14 protein-coding genes are annotated in these 19,280 nt (G+C 43.9%); 8 read left to right on the top strand and 6 right to left on the bottom strand.

The genetic code is table 11. The annotated features are described in order from the left end of the window. Window positions 1-40 precede the first annotated feature (40 nt). The gene (gene nirB, locus AC3CHU_RS16170) at window positions 41-2,623 is read right to left on the bottom strand and encodes a nitrite reductase large subunit NirB (protein ID WP_488525910.1); all 2,583 of its coding nucleotides are present in this window, start codon (window positions 2,621-2,623) and stop codon (window positions 41-43) included. 501 nt (window positions 2,624-3,124) lie between these two features. Here nirB and AC3CHU_RS16165 point away from each other — a divergent pair. From AC3CHU_RS16165 to AC3CHU_RS16150, 4 genes are all read left to right on the top strand, one after another. Then, window positions 3,125-5,680, top strand: coding sequence for a molybdopterin oxidoreductase family protein (locus AC3CHU_RS16165; protein WP_488525909.1), 2,556 nt, complete (start codon window positions 3,125-3,127; stop codon window positions 5,678-5,680). Between the two features lie 476 nt (window positions 5,681-6,156). After that, the gene (locus AC3CHU_RS16160; protein ID WP_488525908.1) at window positions 6,157-7,014 is read left to right on the top strand and encodes a tyrosine-type recombinase/integrase; all 858 of its coding nucleotides are present in this window, start codon (window positions 6,157-6,159) and stop codon (window positions 7,012-7,014) included. Continuing rightward, window positions 7,011-8,102: an IS91 family transposase gene (locus AC3CHU_RS16155; protein ID WP_488525907.1), complete on the top strand. Its 1,092-nt coding sequence runs from the start codon at window positions 7,011-7,013 to the stop codon at window positions 8,100-8,102. Before AC3CHU_RS16160 ends, AC3CHU_RS16155 begins: the two co-directional genes overlap by 4 nt. A 290-nt stretch (window positions 8,103-8,392) precedes the next feature. Then, window positions 8,393-8,773 carry a hypothetical protein gene (locus tag AC3CHU_RS16150; protein ID WP_263223132.1) on the top strand — a complete coding sequence of 127 codons (381 nt, stop codon included), beginning with the start codon at window positions 8,393-8,395 and terminating at the stop codon, window positions 8,771-8,773. A 72-nt stretch (window positions 8,774-8,845) separates the two neighbouring features. Here AC3CHU_RS16150 and AC3CHU_RS16145 read toward each other — a convergent pair whose 3' ends face one another. Beyond that, a complete protein-coding gene (locus AC3CHU_RS16145; protein ID WP_488525906.1) occupies window positions 8,846-9,244 on the bottom strand; it encodes a hypothetical protein in 399 nt (132 codons plus the stop codon). A 196-nt stretch (window positions 9,245-9,440) separates the two neighbouring features. Here AC3CHU_RS16145 and AC3CHU_RS16140 point away from each other — a divergent pair, with 196 nt between their 5' ends. Next, complete coding sequence (locus tag AC3CHU_RS16140; protein ID WP_488525905.1) at window positions 9,441-9,920, top strand: Sbal_3080 family lipoprotein; 480 nt, start codon at window positions 9,441-9,443, stop codon at window positions 9,918-9,920. Window positions 9,921-10,129: 209 nt separating this feature from the next. Here AC3CHU_RS16140 and AC3CHU_RS16135 read toward each other — a convergent pair whose 3' ends face one another. Then, window positions 10,130-10,978, bottom strand: a complete 849-nt coding sequence (locus tag AC3CHU_RS16135; RefSeq protein ID WP_488525904.1) for a DMT family transporter — start codon at window positions 10,976-10,978, stop codon at window positions 10,130-10,132. Between the two features lie 139 nt (window positions 10,979-11,117). Between AC3CHU_RS16135 and AC3CHU_RS16130 the strand changes: the two genes are divergently transcribed. Beyond that, a complete protein-coding gene (locus AC3CHU_RS16130; RefSeq protein WP_488525903.1) occupies window positions 11,118-12,017 on the top strand; it encodes a LysR substrate-binding domain-containing protein in 900 nt (299 codons plus the stop codon). Window positions 12,018-12,192: 175 nt separating this feature from the next. Here the strand turns inward: AC3CHU_RS16130 and AC3CHU_RS16125 are convergent, their stop codons facing one another. Next, a complete protein-coding gene (locus AC3CHU_RS16125; protein WP_488526338.1) occupies window positions 12,193-13,773 on the bottom strand; it encodes an EAL domain-containing protein in 1,581 nt (526 codons plus the stop codon). Window positions 13,774-14,112: 339 nt separating this feature from the next. Between AC3CHU_RS16125 and AC3CHU_RS16120 the strand changes: the two genes are divergently transcribed. Together AC3CHU_RS16120 and AC3CHU_RS16115 are read left to right on the top strand one after the other, a co-directional pair. After that, window positions 14,113-14,535, top strand: coding sequence for a lysozyme inhibitor LprI family protein (locus AC3CHU_RS16120; protein WP_488525902.1), 423 nt, complete (start codon window positions 14,113-14,115; stop codon window positions 14,533-14,535). A 163-nt stretch (window positions 14,536-14,698) separates the two neighbouring features. Then, window positions 14,699-15,490, top strand: coding sequence for a carbon-nitrogen hydrolase family protein (locus AC3CHU_RS16115; protein WP_488525901.1), 792 nt, complete (start codon window positions 14,699-14,701; stop codon window positions 15,488-15,490). An 85-nt stretch (window positions 15,491-15,575) separates the two neighbouring features. Here AC3CHU_RS16115 and AC3CHU_RS16110 read toward each other — a convergent pair whose 3' ends face one another. Further along, window positions 15,576-18,035: a CHASE3 domain-containing protein gene (locus AC3CHU_RS16110; RefSeq protein WP_488525900.1), complete on the bottom strand. Its 2,460-nt coding sequence runs from the start codon at window positions 18,033-18,035 to the stop codon at window positions 15,576-15,578. A 243-nt stretch (window positions 18,036-18,278) separates the two neighbouring features. Continuing rightward, a complete protein-coding gene (locus AC3CHU_RS16105) occupies window positions 18,279-19,280 on the bottom strand; it encodes a substrate-binding domain-containing protein (RefSeq protein WP_004730338.1) in 1,002 nt (333 codons plus the stop codon).

Raw genomic sequence — 19,280 nt, 5'->3', positions numbered from 1 at the left:
TCGGTTAAGTGGCGTAGTGGCGATCACAGACGAAAGGCATCTACGACACTTCGGTAACTTCAATTTGTTCAGAATTGGCGAGGGCTTCATTTCGAACTTTCTCAGATGAATCGCTCAAGCTCGGCTTAGGAAAACGCTGCTCTCGTTCTTTGATGAATGAAAGGCTAGTGTCCATTTCTTCGCTGTTGATGTAATGCTGGAAGCGCTTCATCTTTTCAGGGTTTTCGATGGTGGTTTTCCACTCACACTGATATTTTTCGATATTGAGGGCGATATCGGCTTCAAGTTCTTCAACAACATTGAGTTTGTCTTCAATCACGACTTGTTTGAGGTATTCAATGCCGCCTTCAAGGTTTTCCATCCATACTGATGTACGTTGTAGGCGATCTGCGGTACGTGTGTAGAACATCAGAATGCGGTCTATGTATTGCAGAAGGGTGGTTTCATCAAGGTCGGTAGCGAAAAGGTCACCATGGCGAGGGCGCATACCGCCGTTACCACAGATGTAGAGGTTCCAACCTTTGTCGGTTGCGATAATGCCGAAGTCTTTCGATTGCGCTTCTGCACATTCACGAGTACAGCCAGAAACTGCAAACTTGGTTTTATGTGGCGAGCGCAGCCCTTTGTAGCGGTTCTCTAGTCGAATCGCTAAGCCTACGCTGTCGTCGATACCGTATCGGCACCAAGTGCTACCCACACACGACTTAACAGTACGAACCGACTTACCGTAGGCGTGGCCTGTTTCGAAACCTGCATCAATCAGCTTTTTCCAGATGATAGGCAGTTCGTTGAGCTGTGCACCAAACAAATCGACACGCTGACCACCGGTGATTTTGGTGTAAAGGTCGAACTCTTTCGCGACCTCGCCAAGCACGATCAATTTGTCAGGGGTGATTTCCCCGCCTGCAATACGTGGCACAACTGAATAAGTGCCGTCTTTTTGCATGTTGCCTAGGTAGATATCGTTGGTGTCTTGCAGTTCAATGTGCTGATCTTCTAGGATGTAATCGTTCCAGTAAGAAGCCAGAATAGAACCGACAGCCGGTTTACAGACGGTACAGCCCAATCCATTGCCATGAGAATCCAATAGCTCATCGAATGTCTTGATTTTGTTGACGCGGATAATGTCGGTAAGTTCTTGACGAGAATAGGCAAAGTGCTCACAGATATCGTTTGAGACTTCCACACCTAAGTTACTCAGCTCGCTATCGAGAACCTGTTTGGCAAGCGCAGAACAACCCCCACAACCTGTTGAAGCATTGGTTGTTTCTTTCAATGCAGCCATGGTGGTGCAGCCTGCAGATACGGCGTCTTTGATATCGCCTTTGGTCACATCAAAACACGAACAAATCACGGCGCTATCAGGCAGAGCTTCAACGCCCATTGCTGAGCCAGAATCGTCCGCGAGGTTTGGCAGAATAAGCACGGATGGATTTTCAGGAAGAGGCATATCGTTTTGTTTGATTTGCAGTAGTGACCCGTAAGCCTCGGCGTCGCCCACCAATACTGCACCAACAATCTTTTTACCGTCCGCTGAGATGATAAGGCGCTTATAAACTTGCTCGATTTCGTCGTTATAAGTATACGATTGAGCGCCTTCTGTTTGGCCGTGTACTTCGCCAATACTGGCTACATCAACACCAAGCAGTTTGAGCTTGGTGCTCATGTCGGCACCAGTAAACGAAGCGTCGCTCGCTCCATCAGAGATGATATGCGCTGCGGCGACTTTCGCCATTGAATAGCCAGGCGCCACTAAGCCGAAGATCTTGTTGTCCCAAAGTGCACATTCACCAATCGCATACACGTTCTCGATGTTGGTTTGGCAATGATCGTTAATCACGATACCGCCACGTTCACCAATGGCAATATCAGAGCTACGAGCTAGGGCATCTTGAGGACGAATACCCGCAGAGAACACAATCATATCGGTTTCAAGGTGGGTGCCGTCTGCAAAGTTCATTCTGTAGCGAGCGTTTTCACCCGCAACTATCTCAGAGGTTGCCTTCTCGGTGTGAACTTGGACGCCAAGGTCTTCAATTTTTCTGCGTAAAAGCGCACCGCCACCGTCATCTAATTGAACGGCCATTAGGCGAGGCGCGAACTCTACAACATGGGTTTCCAAGCCAAGGTTTTTGACTGCGTTTGCGGCTTCTAAGCCAAGCAGGCCGCCACCAATCACCACGCCCGATTTACTGCCTTTGCTAGATAATTCAATGGCGTCTAGATCTTCGATGGTGCGATAAACGTGACAGTGTTCTCGGTCGTTACCGGGAATAGGGGGAACAAAAGGGAATGAACCGGTCGCCAGAATCAAAGTGTCATAACTTTCGATATGTCCCGATTCCGTCACAACGCATTTATTGTCAGTATCTAGTTGAGCGACTTTCGAGTTTAAAAGGTAATTGACACCATTGCTTTGGTAATACTCTTCGCTGGTTAATGCCAAATCATCAGCATTTCCGCGTTTGAAGTACGCCGTTAACTGAACTCGGTCGTAAGCCAACCTTGGCTCTTCACTGAAAGTAATCACATCAAACTCATCACTTTCTGACTGCAATATGTTGTCGATAAATTTGTGTCCAACCATACCGTTACCAACGACGACGATCTTCTTCTTGCTCATAATCCATTCCTTATTCTCGGCTTCATTGTTTATAGCGTTAACGTTTATAGCGTTTAACTTCTAATGGTTAACAAATGAATACCGGGTTGAGATTCCACTCAATTCATCATTATCAAGAAAACAAAAATTGTTTTTCTAACTCTTGGTTTCTAGTGGAGCAAGGAGGATGCCAAATTATAATTTAGCAAAATAAATAAAATTTAATTCATATTTTTCAATCAATTAAGATTTTCGGGTGGCACGCAATTACCCCTAAAGTGGTATGTAATTTTTTTGTTAAATTTATGGAAATGAGCGTTTGTGGTGCAACATTCAGCAAGATGGTGCAAAAAATAAGTTTTTCATATCAAGCATTTCTTGGTAACTGAGTTTTAATTGTTTTTGTTTTATTAAGTTGTTGTTTTTATTTGTGTTTTGTTATGTTCGTGATTCTTTGATTTAATGGCGTGTTATTTGCTTGATCTAAATAAATACAATTATGGATAATTGAGCGAGAAACGGATGAGTGATTCAAATAGTGGCTGGATAAAATCGACATGTGCCTATTGTGGTGTTGGCTGCGGAATAGAAGCGAGGCCCACTGCATTAGGTAAGCTTGAAGTGCGCGGTGACAAAGAACATCCGTCGAATTATGGAAAGTTATGTACTAAAGGCATTGCTCTAGGTGAAACCGTAACACCTTTAGGTCGTCTTACTCAGCCTACTCATATTCAGAATCAACAAAAACACGAACTCGTATGGGATGACGCCACTCAATTGATCGCTGATAGGTTTAACCAAACCATTGAAGAGTTCGGTCCTGATTCGGTTGCGTTCTATGTCTCTGGTCAACTGTTAACAGAAGACTATTACGTTTCCAATAAGCTGATGAAAGGCTTTATTGGCAGCGGAAACATCGACAGCAACTCAAGGCTTTGCATGGCATCGAGTGTTGTTGGACACAAGCGTGCATTTGGTAGCGACACGGTGCCTATTTGTTATGAAGATTTAGAGCACACCGACTTGGTCGTGATAACTGGCTCAAACTTAGCATGGTGTCATCCGGTTCTTTTTCAAAGGTTAAGAGCAGCTAAGCAAGTGAATCCCAAACTGCAAGTGATCGTCATAGATCCTCGTTATACCGACACATGTGAAATAGCAGATCAACATTTAGCGATTGAATCGGGCTCTGACGTGGCCTTGTTTAACGGGTTACTTTCATACTTAGCGGATAATGATGCACTTGATGAAGCCTACATAAGCAAACATACAGAAGGCTTCCAACAAGCGATCAAGTCAGCAAAGAAGTATGTTTACCACGCTGATTCAAGCATCAATTCAGAGCAAAGCGTCAGCCAACTGACCGGGTTAGCGGAACAAGAGGTTGAGCGCTTCTATCGCGCGTTCGCTTCTAAACAAAAAGTCGTCACCATTTATTCTCAGGGTGTGAATCAGTCGAGCCAAGGTTGTGACAAAGTGAACGCTATTCTCAACTGTCATTTAGCCACCGGAAAAATCGGACAAGCAGGTATGGGGCCTTTCTCTGTGACCGGGCAGCCCAACGCAATGGGCGGTCGCGAAGTGGGTGGTTTAGCGAATACGCTAGCGGCGCACTTTGAGTTTGGGGATGAGAAATCACACCAAACGGTGAGTAACTTTTGGCAAACCGATAACTTAGCAACCAAACCCGGCTTGAAAGCAGTCGAGTTGTTTGACGACATGCTTGAAGGCAAGATCAAAGCGGTGTGGATTATGGCGACCAACCCTGTGGTGAGCCTTCCAGACAGTGCGAGAGTGAAAGCAGCGCTAGAAAACTGTCCATTTGTGGTGGTGTCAGATTGCATTGCCGATACTGAAACCACACGCTTGGCCGATGTTGTGTTGCCTGCGCAAGGTTGGAGTGAAAAATCGGGTACCGTGACCAACTCCGAGCGCCGTATATCAAGGCAGCGCCGCATATTGCCAAGCCCAGGTGAAGCTAAACCTGATTGGTGGATGATTAAAGAAGTGGCGCAGAAAATGGGTCATCAACATGCCTTTGATTATCGTCATGAAGGGCAGATATTTGAAGAATACTGTCAAATGACGGGTCTTGATAATACTGACGGTAAAACGCGAGACCTGTGTTTAATTGGTCTAACCAAATTGGACGATAAAGGTTATAGCGAGCTAAAACCCCAGCAATGGCCCGTATTAGAATTACAGCAAGATATCGTAAATAAACGAATGTTCACTGATGGCGAGTTTTTCACTAAGTCAGGAAAAGCCCAATTTGTTGCGGTTGAACATGCTTTGCCATTAACGACGTCTTCACCAGACTATCCGCTTATTATGAACAGCGGACGAGTGCGCGATCAATGGCACACTATGAGTAGAACAGGGCTTGCCTCATCACTTGGAGACCACACTCCCGAACCGTTCATTGCTGTTCACCCTGAAACCGCCAGGAAATTTGGATTGGAAACGAGCACAAACCAAACCAACCAGGTTGTTAAAGTGAAAAGTGCTCAAGGTGAGTCTCAAGCGCGTTTGGTATTAACCCAAGAGATGCGTAAAGAGCAGGTGTTTATGCCGATCCACTGGAACGGCACCACGGCCAAAGACAGCAAGCCGTGTGACCTGATTTTACCTAACACCGATTCCAATTCAGGACAGCCAGAATTTAAACACACACCTGTGATGTTAGAAGCATGTGCTTATCGCAGCGAAGCGGCACTGGTCAGTGATAAGGTGATGGATTACAGCAGCTTTGATTACTGGGTTAGGCAGAAAGTGGAGGGCGGTTTTCTGTATCGTATCTCGTCATCTAAGAATCCGATGGAGCTAGTGATTCAGCTTGCCAACACACTGGATGAATTACCTGAACCCAACGCAGAGGCGGTTAAATCACTCCATTATCACGGCAATAAATCGTTCAAGAACTATGGTTCAGCCAAGCTTGGTGAGTTTGGCGTGAAACAAGCGTTCGTGGTGAACAGTAACCTAGATCATGAAAGCATCAACTGGCTGGTGGAATGCCTAACCCGAGAAGCCGATGAAGAATTCGAAGCCGAGTTTTTGAGTACCATGGCGAAGTAGTTACTACCTCACATTCATCCATACCAATAGCGTAAACGCCGATAATCATGTCGGCGTTTTTGTTTGAGTGTACAGCTCCCCAATCCGTGTCAATTCATTGCCTGAACTGCGGTTCAATCATCATTCAACCCAAAAACTTAGGTCAAAACTGCCTAGGACTTGGTCAGTAAACAACCGAATAAGGTAACGATTAACTCACACATTGAGGTGTTTTCTGCATTTTGCAGAAACTATATGGAAAATTTCTGCTTTTCGTCATGTTTGATGTGAAGATAAGTAGGTAAGATTATGTTATTAAATGGGTTATTAGACGGAGCTTGCACGGTTTAGATTACTAGACAGAAATGTTACAGGTACAGAATGCAGAATTATTCTGTCTAATATAGCTGTTGAACTAAGCCGCTTCGCGGAGGACTTTCCTCTCACTTACCCGATAGACGAAACTTATGATGTATCCATAGATTAAGGAATACATCATGAGCCCATTAAGACAACAACTTATCGATGAAATGGCGGTTCGCCGTTTTTCTCCGAAAACCCATGCAAGCTATTTACGTTGGGTTAAAGATCTATCTACTACTTACGAACTGTCCCCTGATTTACTCACCGATCAACAGATTGGTACGTATTTACGTACGCTCACCACAGAGCGGAGCTTAAGTAGTAGTACTTGTGCTCAAGCTTTGAATGCCATCTTGTTCTTTTATCGTGCCGTTTTGAATAGAGAATTTGAAGAGCGACTGGTTCCTCCGATTAAACGTGCCAGTAAAATACCGGAGCTGCTTAATCTCGAGGAAGTAAGAAGTATCATTAGTCATTGTCGAAGTCTTAAATATCAGACCGCACTTGAAATGTGTTACGGGTGTGGCCTACGTGTCAGTGAGGTCGTCGGCTTGTACGTGAAAGACATCGATGGTACGGCGAAACGACTGCACATTCATTGTGGTAAAGGTAAAAAAGATCGCTTTGTTCCACTGGGTGATAGCCAACTGAATCATCTTCGAAATTACTGGCGTCATTATCACCCAACCGTAGTGCTGTTTCCCAGCCTAGAGCCCGAAAAGCCATTGGGTATTAGTTCTTTGCAGAAGTGCTTCAAAGCAGCAAAAGTTGAGGCAAACGTCAGAAAATTAGGAGGAATACACGCCTTGAGGCACGCTTATGCGACACATCAGCTTGAATCGGGCATGCCTTTGAATGTTCTGCAGCGTTACCTCGGACATTCGAATATCAAAACGACATTGAGGTACACCCATTGGATAGGTCATCACAACGAAAGCTCGGACGGAAGTAAGTTCGACTTAGTTGCTCAACTATGGGAGGAGAGCGAATGAACGCATTATCTCCTTACCAAGCCGTATTAACACAAGGCTTAGAAGAGCTTGATAAAAGCAAAGTCACACCGAGACAGTGGCAGGTGCTTAACCATTTAAGAGACTGCCGGACCGAGCGTATGGGCAGCTACGACTGGCGTTGTCAGCAATGTGGTCATGAAACGCGTTGGTACTGCTCTTGTCGAGACCGTCATTGCCCCAATTGCCAAGAGCAGATGAGACAGCAATGGCTAACAAAGCGAAGCCAAGATATTTTACCTGTGGCCTACCATCATATGGTTTTTACCTTACCTCACGAGTTCAATGCTTTGGTTAAAGCGCATTCTAAGGTGGTTTATCAATGCTTGTTTCACTCAGTGTGGGCAACGTTATGCGCGTTTGCTAATGAGCGGCATCATCTTGTTGGTCAACTTGGTGCATTGATGGTTCTTCACACTTGGGGAAGAAATCTGAGTCAACATACTCATATTCATTGCCTGTTACCGAGTGGGGTGCTTACAAAAGATCGGCAATGGCAACCGACAAGAAAAGAGAGTTACCTGCTTCCGGTTAAAGCTTTATCCGTTCGCTTTAAGAAAGAGATGTTATGTCGAGTAAGCGAGTTGATAGCAACGCACAGTAATTTATTAGAGGAAGTCGCTAGTAAGAGATGGGTTGTGTACAGTAAACCTGTACTCCACGAGCCTACAGCTGTAGTGGGTTATCTATCTCGGTATTGCAATCGTATCGGATTAAATCCCAACCAATTAAGTTATAACGTGGATGGCCGTATCACGATGAGTTACAAAGACTACCGAACCAATGGGACGCAAAGAATGTGTTGTAATGCGGGCGAGTTACTTCGACGCTTACTTTTACATGTGTTGCCTAAAGGGCTAATGCGAATACGCTACTATGGCTTTTTAGCTAATGCTGTACGGGTAAAAGCGATAGCGGAAATTAGGCAAAGCTTACGAAAGCGAACCGTAGAGAAATCGGAAGTGCTGAAAGAGAAACCTTGTTGTCCGAACTGCCATAGCAACAGCATGGTACTCGTGTGCATCAATATTAGACCTAGGATAGTCGTTTCAGAGCACCGACTGACCTAGTTGTCTGATTATAATGAATAAAATTATCGTTGTGTTATGGCGAGAGAGGGGCATTGTTCGCTTTTAAAAAGATTATGCAACGGGTATAGTCGCTGTAGATAAATTGGCGGCTAGAAGTGGAAAATGGACGGCTGGCAGGGTACCGGTCTTAATGATAAGAGTAGAACGCAAGTCAGTCCTAAAAAGCAAATTCCATAGATAGAAGCGGCCAAGTCCAACAGGTATTTATCCATTGTGCTACGACAACGGATAAATACTTAAGCGTTATAGCGCAGGACAGAATTTAGAGTATGAATGAGAAACTTATCCAAAAAGTTCTAGCTATGATTTGTAAAGACTTCAAGGCTAGAAAAAAGACAGAAGCTTTAACGATAGAATCTTATCGTTTTGATGCTTTTGTGTTCGCTCAAGGCGAGTTAGCCAGTTTCTTTGAAAAAAATGGTTTGCTAATGGAAATGGATTCGATTCTCCGGATTTTGGAAAGCAATCGTTATATTACATATTCAAATCAGGAATTTTCATTAACTGAACTCGGTTATGAAGTTGGAACTGAATCACGATTGGGGCGTTTGCTTAAGTGGCTAAATAGAAACCCAGGTTTGGCAATTATTATCTCAATGCTTTCATTAGTAGTGTCGGTAATTGCACTGATAGTTAGTATTAAATCTTAGGCTATAGCGCTATAACAAACGTTTAAGAATCAACCCAACCAAACAGGGCGCCAATAACAGGCGCCCTTTGTGTTAGTTGGTAACGCTGTAAGTGTCGTAGTCGCGCAGTAAGAAGAGTGCAATACAAGCTGCGAGCATTGGCCAAGAGGCAAAGAACAGTAGGTTGTTGAACGGGTCCATATATTTACCAAAAGAGGCGAAGGTGGAACCTGCGTGCAAGATTAAAATTGCGCCATAGGTATACTTTTTCCACATGCCGACAACAAACGCGCCTAAGAACCCTAGCTGCGCGACACCCATAGCCATTATTGCATTATCCGAGATGTCGATTCCGTAAAAGCCAGACAGTACTTTTGTTGCATGCTCAGGTACAAGGATCTTATCCAAGCCCCAGAACAAGAAGACGATAAAAATGCCGATTCTCAACAGCAGTAGGCTAATAGCCAGTTTGGTTTGAAGTTTCTTTTCCATGATATCCCTTTTAGTGCACTCAACGATGCGATGAAATTAAATATTCTTCAAAGAAGACCCATCGTATTCGAGTTTTCTTTCGTTATTTTTGAGTGTCTTATGTAACAAGGAATGTCTGGTTAACCTTTGCTTATATAATATGTCATTTTTTTGATGTGGTATCATTTACGCAGTTAATTGTTAATGGATATATAACGTGAAAAAATACCTACTATTATCGCTTTCGGTTTTAATTTTGGCTGGTTGTGGAGCCCCTAGTTACACTGGGAGCGCGATTCCAGAATCTACGACTGAAGTGGATGTTGTTATTGTTAAAGACGCTGAAACACGTGAAGGGTTTTTAAATACCATGGAAACGTGGCTGCAAGATAACGATTATACCTACACCGTCGTACCTGATAAGTCGAAGCACGATCTTGATAAGCTAACATTGGAGTATGAAGGCCATTGGAGCTGGGACTTAGCGTTGTTCTTAAAGCAAGCGGAGATCAATGCTTATCAAAACGGGCAAAGAGTAGGTGAAGTAGAGTTTAAAGTTCCATATACGGCTAACCCGAACAAGTTCGGTGATGCATCTAAGCGTATTGGTTTTATGATGGATACGGTATTTGGTAAGAAAACCGCCGAAGAAGCGACGAAAGCGGCAAATTCATCCGATTCAAAAGCGACGAACTAGTCTAATTCGCTGACTAACTCATCCCTTTGTTCGCTTTCTATTTCTCTTTAAGCTCAGCTCGAAGAGACCAAGAGACCAAGAGACAAAGATGTGAAGCCGTTACTTTTACAGTTACGGCTTCACATTGTTCATATTAATTGAAGCTCTTGTCTGAAGTGATATTTTACTTATTTCGCTTGGTATTCAGGGTCTGGTATCAATAAACTTTGTTAGCTTTGCTTCTTCTCATTTCGAGCCAGCCAGATGAGTGGCAGTATGATCATCGCTGTGCCAATCGCCATTGCAATATCAGGCATTTCACCAAACCAGATCAACCCGACTCCGACCGTTCCGAGTAAGCCGCTGTATTCAGCACTGGCGATTTTATTGCTTTCTGCCGATCGGTAAGTGACGACACATATCGCCGCGTATATGAGGATAAAACTGCTTGAACCTGCGGCAGTGATAAGTGGCGTCCAATCCCATTCACGGCCTTCCCAAATGGCGAGTCCAAGTGATGCCGGAACTCCTGCTAAGTTGGTTAACAACAATGTTTGTGCCACAGTTTGGTGCTTTGGGAGTTTACGGATCAACAAGTTATTGCTGGCGATGGTTAACGCCACGATAAGCGCTGCAATGGCCGCCCAATCGATCTCTGTTGGGCGAATGATGACAAGAACGCCCATGAAGCCGAATATTCCAGCAGCAATGGAGTAGCGGCTGAGTTGTTCTTTGAAAAATACCAAGGCTAACGGCAGCATCATCAAAGGTGCGGCGTAAAAAATCGCGTTGGCGGTGGCCAATGGCATGGCATTGATGGCAAACACCATAAAGATTGCACCCAGCAACCAGATATGCGCGCGCAGGGCATGCCATTTCAGCCCGTCGGTGAAGCTCTTTTTACTCACACCAAAACAAAAAGGCAAAAGGATTAACACGGCAGTTAGCTGTCTGAAGAAGACAAATTGAAACACAGCAATGTCTTCGCCCAAGGTTTTAATTAAGGCATCAGAGAAAACCGCAATTAGATTACCGACAATGAGTAAACTCATTGCCATTCCAACAGACATTGAAGGCATGATGAAGCTCCTATCATTGACTGACGCGTGTTCAGTGTGAGTTAAAGAGAAAATGAAGAAGTGTGATGGCGTAATCTTAATGTATAAAATCGTTTCATATATAATGATAAAAATTCACTTAGTATGAGCTGAGCTAATAATGAAATTACCACCTTTAAGAGCAATACAATGTTTCGAGTCGGTCGCTCGTTTTAATAGCTTTTCTCAGGCGGCTATAGCGCTTCATGTTACTCAAAGTGCAGTGAGTCATCAGGTTCGCTTACTGGAGGACTACTTAGGTGAAACCTTGTTTGTGCGTCAGGGAAGGCGTTTATCGCTCACCCCGATAGGAGAGCGTTACTACGAGGAGGTGTCTCATTCATTGCAGAATATCGCGCAAGCCAGCTACCAAATCCGTGAGGGTGAAAGTGGGAAAATTCGGATTGCAATGTACAGTTCTTTGGCCGTTAAATGGTTGGTGCCTAGGCTCGAAAACTTACGCCAACAGCATCCAGAAATCGACTTAACGTTAAGTATGGTGGCCGATGAGCCTGAGTTCTCGGATCAAGTTGCCGACTGCTTTATCACTGCTAATCCGCCAAAGAAAAACTACGTTAGTGACTTCCTATATAAAGAGCAGCTATATCCGTTTTGTAGCCAAAAGGTGTGGCAGAGAATCGAAGATAAACCTTTGCCAGAGGCACTATGGGATCAGCAGTTACTTTCAGTAAATTCAATCTTCAAGGAAGGCGGTGAAGCGAAAGACTGGATTCAGTGGTGTGAACGGGGTGGTTTCAGCTTGCCAAAGGATGTGAAAATTAGCCAATTCAGCCACATGGTATTGGCCGCTGAGGCCGTGAAATATCATCAAGGTATTGCATTCCTGAACGACTACTTTCTTAACGACCAAGATCTTCAACAAAACTTGGTTCGTATCCCAATGCACGATTTGCCGACTGGCGACAATATGTACTTTGTCTACAAAAAGTCGAGAGCTAAGCAGTTTGAAATCAGAACGTTAGGCCATTGGCTCAAACAGCAATGTTTTGATTATGAGTAAACAGTGAAGCGTAACATTGAAAGAAACCGCTCACTCTCAGACACATGCGTGGTATCTAGATACCACGCATGTATTTTAGGGACGCGAACAACGCTCTTATGTTCATTGGAAACGCTCCGAGAGTCCTAACTAGATGTAAAAATATTGTGAGGCAGGCTGCCCTCAATGAGTCTGCTTAGACTTGTTCCCATTCTGGCGTTGAGGTGGATGAGAGTTTGTCTTCATTATCTGCAGCCATATGTTGCTGTCTGAGCAAACTAATCGTCAGGCTTATTGGCATCGGTTTATAAAAATAGAAGCCTTGGATATAGTCGACGCCCAGTTTAGACAAGATGTTCACTTGGGATTCGTACTCAACCCCTTCGACGATCACTTGCATACCTAAGGTTCGGGACAACTGAAGCATGGACTCCAGCAAAGGGATACCAAGGCTTGATTCGTCGGATATGTTTTTCACAAACACGCGATCGATTTTGAGAATGCTGAACGGGAATTGTCTCACAAAGTCTAAGCCCGCATAGCCCGTACCAAAATCATCAATCGCGACTCTTACGCCCATATTCGATAGTTTGGTTAGGTTGCCTCTGATTTTGACCATGTCGGCATCAGAACATTCACCATCTTCGGTTACTTCAAAAACCACCTGTTTGAGAATGTCTGGGTTCTTCTTGTATATATGACGCACCTTGCTTGCGAAGTTGCTATTTGATAGCACATTCCGGCTTATGTTGACGCTGACATACCTTGATTGAAACAGGTGTTGGTTGCTGTTGATCATGGCTAATACTTCACGTAACACGAAGTACGTGAGGTCTTCTATTAACCCTAAGCTTTCAGCAAGCGGAATGAAAATAGCAGGGGATACATTGCCTTCAATAGGATCATTCCACCTGAGCAGCGACTCGCAGCCTACAATTTCAGTTGTGTTTTGGTTGACGATAGGCTGCATATGAACATGTAAGTGTTTGTTTTTGAGTGCGCTAGACAGTGAGTATTCTAAGCTACGCTGGCTTTGCTTCTTATGTTTGATGGAAAGGATAATAATGGTGGTGATTCCGGCCATCAGAAAGCCAAACCATAAATAGTTCAACAGGAAGTTCCAATAATACTGATAGCCAATATATGACGTGATGGTCAGCGGGTAAGCGTTCGATTGTATTCGTACTTTGGCAATAGACGGTGCTGTATCAGAAGGGTGAATATCTTTTTTAATCACCTCAACTTTGGCCTGAATTCCGTGCTTGCTCAGGTTTGTTTCTACAATGTCATAGATGAAATGTGGTGGGATCATCAGGCTCACTCCTGCTTCTTCCTTGTTAGAGAAAATCAGCATGATGGATTGCACTTGAGTGATCGCTGAATTTGAATACGACAAGGTTGTTAAGTTCGGGGCGTCATTGAGCCTTTGTCTGATGGTGCTGTACAGGCGAAATGAGACTTCGCCATCGGTAGTCGAGCAGTAAAAACGATCGTCTTTATTGAATACCGCCGCTTCTTTTACCCAATCGGCATCAAAAACGTTTTGGCGAAGTTGCCTAACCATCGAGTCGCAAGTGTGGTCCGGTGTGATGCTTGATAGAAAAAGGTCAAACCTTGATTGAATGCTCTCAAGCCTTGTTTCGACAAGCCTCGATGTGTCTTCCGTTAAATTCTGGTAGTGAGACGGTGTAAAAGGGATAAGCAATGCCATAGAAAAAAAGAAAGAAATGGCAAAGTAGAACGAAGTCTTGGCAAAATGTTGGTACTTGATATCCATAGTTGGAGAAGCGTTACCGGTTTGGGTGAGCATTCAAGTTAATTTATAAATTTAACGATTAGGTAGCAAGGAAAATAATAAATATTGTGAATGAACGCATGAATTATTGATAAAGATAATGTTTTTTCGATTTTACCAGTAACATATTGATGTTTATCCGATTTTTCTTTGTGGATTTTACTTGGCTTTGCCGTACTAATACGAATAAAAGATATTTATAACCCTATAAAGACTAGAGTTATATACGATTGGGATATTGAAGGAAATTGACTCAATAACCTGTGTTTCAGTTAATCGAAACATGTCGCAAATTTATTGATGACAGAATCAAGGATTTTTATGAAAAGAGTGATAACACTGTTCGGTTTGGCTTACTTCTCGTGCTCTGTGCTCGCTGTTGAAAAGACAGTCGATTGCGAGAATGCTATGAACACGTTAGAGATTAATCACTGTGCTGCAATTGAGTTGGAATCCGCACAAGCGGAACTGGATAAATACCTTACAGCCAGCTTTGAGCACAATGCTCATGATGCTGAGCTGGTGGCGTCAATTAAGAAGGCTCAGGAGAGCTGGCAGGCGTACATGTCGGCTCATTGTAACTCTGTGTACACCCAATGGCGTGATGGTTCAATACGAGGCCTTATGGCGCTTTCCTGCAAGACAACGTTAACCAAGCAGCGTACGCATGAAGTGTGGGCAAATTTCTTAACCTATATGGACAGCACTCCACCAGTTTTGTCAGAGCCTAAATTAGCGCCGTAGGCAGATTTGAAATGTGTACAGGACTGTGCTCCTGCTTCAACCTTTGGAGTGCTAATAAGAAAGCGATAGGGGGTTGTCTTACTCTGTCGTTCTTAGTTTCTAGTTTGAAGTATTAAAGCTTGAAGCGTTACAGTTTGAAGTATTACCTAGCAAGGATTCGATCTTGAATAATGTCAGCGTCACCCTTGTTCAGCTTGAAGTTGAATATAAAAACAAACAAAAGAACATTGAGTCGGTCTCTGATCTTTTGGAAGCGGAATCGACAGTCGGGGATATCACTCTGTTGCCTGAATTGTTCACTACAGGATATATTTTTAACGATGCTGAAGAAATTCATGAACTGGCTGAAGACTTCAACGACAGTACTACTATTGATTCGTTAACTCAGATGGCAGCGAAGCATCACACCTTGATTGTTGCTGGTATTGCCGAGAAAGATAGCGGCCAATATTACAATAGCGTCGTGGTGGTTGATGGTTCAGGTTTACTTCATAAATACAGAAAAGTCAGTCAAACCAAATTCGACAAACAGTATTTTTCACGTGGGTGTGAGCTCCTTACATTTGAGTTCAAGGGCTTAAAGTTTGGTGTTGCGATTTGCTTTGATATTTGGGTCCCGGAGATCATGAGAGCGTATCAGTCGGTCGACGTTATTCTGCACCCGGCCAACTTTGGTGGTCACCACAGCTTTGCTATTGCTCAAGCGAGAGCTTTAGAAGAGGGGTGTCATGTCGTGACGTGTAATCGCGTTGGGCAGGATGTGGTTGATGCGTTTACCGCGACTTATTGTGGTAGCAGTAGAACCTATTCACCAAAGGGAGACTTAATGCTTCAGCTCAACGACAAGCAATCTGTAGAAACTGTGATTATTCAAGATCTCTCGATTGCGCCGCAATACAATGGTATTGATGTCGAAGATGAGATCCAGCAAATAACCGCTCTGTTAAACCGTTAAATCGTTAGAACAAAGATTAAGGCGACATAAGATCGAAAAGCGCAAAGTGATGAAACCTTGCGCTTTGGTTTGAGAGTGAATTTTTTTAAGTTTTATCATTCATTTGAGTCTGGCGCTCAATCGAATTAACCGCTTTCATCCGCTGAGCTTGATGTATGTTGACCGTAAGTCGATTGAGCAGCTTTTGCAGCAGTTCAATATCAGGCAGTTGCTGGTCTTTTGCTTGCCGTTCTAGCTCTAATGCCTGCTTAGAAAGCATGTTGAGACCTAAGTTTAGCGACATACCTTTAATGGAGTGCAAGGTGCGACATAGTGGCTCTAACTCCTTCGCTAAATAGTATTCGATGACTCGATCAACAGACTGTTCGAACTCAATAATGGTCGAATCGATAAGTAAGCTGAATCCTTCCGTGTCGTCTTTAAGTATGCGTATCACTTCTGACTGACTTATTTCTTCTTCTGTTAATCTCAGTGTTTCAATTGGCTTGCGATGAAGTTCGACGATATTTTTGATGTCAGTCGAGCCTTCGGTTTTTATTTGCTTAGGTAATCGATTCGAAAATTGTTGCAGGGCATCGAAAAAGCTCTCTTGTTGCAGAGGTTTAGTCAGAATATGGTCGACACCGGCTTGAATAAAGTTGTCATGAGCTTCACGGAAAACATCGGCCGTGTAGGCGAATATCAAGGTGTCGAGTTTTAGTTTCTCGCGGATGTACTGAGTGGTCTCGATCCCGTTCATTTCCGGCATGTGATTGTCCATCAAGATCAGATCGTATTGATTGGTTTTGAGGCGTTCAATCGCCAATTTACCATTCTCCGAAAGATCAACATGATGGCCGAGCTTTTCACAGAAGCCTTGTGCAACGATCGCATTAATACGATTGTCTTCCACCAATAAAATACGCAATGAATCACAAGTCAGGTTTTCTGTATTGATTACTGGTGTGACGATATCCCCTGTTTTTCCTTCTTGCCATGCGATAGGCAGAGAAACTTGGAATTTTGTGCCAAGCCCGACAGCGCTCGTCAGTGTTATTTCACCATTCATCAAGTTGACTAGATTCTTAACGATCGCGAGGCCAAGCCCCGTCCCGCCAAACTTTCTTGTGGTTGAAGTGTCAGCTTGTGCAAACGAATTAAAAATTTGCTCGTGTTTGTCCTTTGGAATGCCAATACCCGTGTCTGTTACCGTGAGAATAAGTTGGTTGTTTGGTCTGTTGAGATCCGCTTGAATGGACACGTGACCTTCTTTGGTAAATTTGGTCGCATTACCGCCCAAGTTGAACATGATCTGACGTAATCTTGCACAGTCTCCGATCAGCTGGATGCTTGTTGGTATATTATTTTCGATTAACAGGCGAATGCCTTTTTCATCGGCCAAAGGTTTAAGCGCGCTACGTACAGGTTGTATTACTTGGACAAAATTAAAGGGTGCAAAGTCTAACTCAAGCTTATTTTCTTCCACTTTCGAGAAATCTAATATGTCGTTGAGTATCGTCATTAAATGATGGCCAGAATCGAGAATGAGATCGATGTTCTCTTTTGTTTCCGGCTCTTGGGTTTGGCTGGCAATGATCTGGGAGATACCAAGTACTCCATTCATTGGCGTTCGAATCTCGTGGCTCATAGTCGACAGAAACTCGCTCTTAGCCTTTACCGCCGCTTCTGCTTTGGTTCTTTCTTCGACTAACTCCTGATTTTTCTCTCGCATTTCGCTGTCATTTTTTACGAGGTTTGTTGTCATTTTTTGAAAGCTTTGTGTGAGGAGAGCCACTTCGTCTTGACTGTCGTTCTTTGAACCAAGTTCGAGAGTCGCAGCGCCTTGTTTCAAATGGCCAGCGGCAACTTGGTTCGCTGCTTGAAGTAGAGTGTGTAATCTTCGTTTAATTCGCTTGGACGACCACGTAGCGACAAGGAGTGAGATAAACACCGAAAACAGTGTTCCCAGAATGAGTACATAACTGGTTTGATTGGCTGAGCTTTCGGACTTGGCGACTCTGACACTGATAAGTTGTTGTTCAATTTCAATAAATTGAGCAATCTCTTGACGTACCTCATCAATCAGTTTTTTTCCGGTTTGCTGCTGAGTGAGATAGACAACACTCTGCATTTCAGCTTCACCTCTGTTCACGAGGTTGCGCTGCATGATCTCTTTCTCTCCTGATTTTTCTAGCCATGTGTTGTGGATAGCATCAATTCGATTAAGGCGTTCGACTTGAGGTGGGTTGTCACTCACTTGAGTCGCAAGGGTTTGAATTTTTTGAGGCCACACATCAAGTGCCAAGTAGTAGGGTTCTAAAAAAACGAGGTCACCGGAGACCAGATAGCCACGCTGAGCCGTTTCCATGTCTACTGTTAAGCTGAGAAGTTCTTGAGCCCGAGCGATGGCTTTGTGTGTATGAACGACCCAATTATTGTCTTTCACAATATTTCGGGTGTTGTCGTGAACAGAAAAAGCAACGATAAGCATCAAAGCGATAGGAATAAAAAAGCTAACCAATAGCTTCTTCTGTAGGGATATGTTGTCAAACCAACCCGCGATCATAAAACAGCGCTCTCCATGTCGATGTCATTTCATTGTTAGTGTAGATGATAATCAGTAGCTAAGTGCGTAAATAGTAGCTAAGTGCGTAAATAGTTACTAAGCGCGCAAATGCACATGTTGGGGGTGTAAGTCCTGCATATAAAGGGTATTTATGGAGCAACTAAAAGTCGTAATTATGTGCCAAAGACAAAAAAGCTAGCCCGAAAAAGCTAGCTTTCAATTGTATCATGGGCAGGTTGAGCCCTAAATCGCTTTTACGCTGCTTCGCTCTACAAGAGTCGGTTCTAGTTCAACGACTTGCGGGTAGGCGTCTGGCGTTTGTAGTCGGCTTAGCAGGGTATCGACCGCCGCTTTGCCTAAACGGTGCTTTGGCTGGTGGATTGTGCTTAAAGCGGGTGTCATGTACTTAGATAAGTGGATGTCATCGTAGCCAATGATAGACAGGTCATTTGGAATCAATGTGCCATCTTGAGCTGCCGCATGAATAACACCCATCGCCATCATGTCGTTACTGACGAACAAGGCCGAAGGCATTTGACCACGGGCTTTTAATGTTTGGTAAGAATCAAAGCCACCATCGCATTCGAAGTTTGATTCAACAATCCACTTAGGGTTGATCTCTAAATTCGCTTCTTCCATTGCTTGTTTATAGCCTTGATAACGAGAAGAGGCTTGGTTGCGATGCAGTGGGCCAGTAATACAGCCAATATCCGAGTGACCATTGTCGATCAGGTGTTTGGTTGCCATGTAGCCACCTTGATGCGAGTTGTCTTGGATTTTATCACTTGCGAACAGCATTGGCCCCCAGTCCATTACCACGACAGGCAACTCTGGATAGCGCTCGAACACATCGATATGCTGACCTTCAAGCGTTGAACACATCAGCATCAAGCCATCGACACGCTTTTGCAGCAAGGTATCGATAGAGGATTTCATGCGTTCGCTATCGCCTTCGGTGTTGCATAGGATGAGGTTGTAGCCTTTTTCGTAGCAACGACGCTCAACACCTTTCACTACTTCACCAAAGAATGGGTTGGTAGAGGTGGTAACCAGCATGCCCAAGGTTTTGGTTTGCTTCATTTTTAAGCTGCGAGCTAATGCAGACGGCGCGTAGTTGAGTTCTTTGGCCGCACTGTTTACACGCTCAGCAATCTCTTCACTGACAAAACGTGATTTGTTCATCACATGGCTCACGGTAGACGTTGAAACCTTTGCAACCCGAGCGATGTCTTTCATTGTTGCCAT

The organism is Vibrio sp. QJM3NY_39, assembly GCF_057785895.1.
Note: the sequence above shows the minus strand (reverse complement) of the source record. Positions and strands in the feature narration are given on the sequence as shown.

Bases quoted from the DNA above. Each gene is read 5' to 3' on its own strand.
- AC3CHU_RS16110 (WP_488525900.1), bottom strand. From the start codon at position 18,035: ATGATCGCGGGTTGGTTTGACAACATATCCCTACAGAAGAAGCTATTG.
- AC3CHU_RS16125 (WP_488526338.1), bottom strand. From the start codon at position 13,773: ATGGATATCAAGTACCAACATTTTGCCAAGACTTCGTTCTACTTTGCC.
- AC3CHU_RS16160 (WP_488525908.1), top strand. From the start codon at position 6,157: ATGAGCCCATTAAGACAACAACTTATCGATGAAATGGCGGTTCGCCGT.
- AC3CHU_RS16165 (WP_488525909.1), top strand. From the start codon at position 3,125: ATGAGTGATTCAAATAGTGGCTGGATAAAATCGACATGTGCCTATTGT.
- AC3CHU_RS16135 (WP_488525904.1), bottom strand. From the start codon at position 10,978: ATGCCTTCAATGTCTGTTGGAATGGCAATGAGTTTACTCATTGTCGGT.
- nirB (WP_488525910.1), bottom strand. From the start codon at position 2,623: ATGAGCAAGAAGAAGATCGTCGTCGTTGGTAACGGTATGGTTGGACAC.
- AC3CHU_RS16150 (WP_263223132.1), top strand. From the start codon at position 8,393: ATGAATGAGAAACTTATCCAAAAAGTTCTAGCTATGATTTGTAAAGAC.
- AC3CHU_RS16130 (WP_488525903.1), top strand. From the start codon at position 11,118: ATGAAATTACCACCTTTAAGAGCAATACAATGTTTCGAGTCGGTCGCT.
- AC3CHU_RS16120 (WP_488525902.1), top strand. From the start codon at position 14,113: ATGAAAAGAGTGATAACACTGTTCGGTTTGGCTTACTTCTCGTGCTCT.
- AC3CHU_RS16145 (WP_488525906.1), bottom strand. From the start codon at position 9,244: ATGGAAAAGAAACTTCAAACCAAACTGGCTATTAGCCTACTGCTGTTG.
- AC3CHU_RS16105 (WP_004730338.1), bottom strand. From the start codon at position 19,280: ATGGCAACAATGAAAGACATCGCTCGGGTTGCAAAGGTTTCAACGTCT.
- AC3CHU_RS16155 (WP_488525907.1), top strand. From the start codon at position 7,011: ATGAACGCATTATCTCCTTACCAAGCCGTATTAACACAAGGCTTAGAA.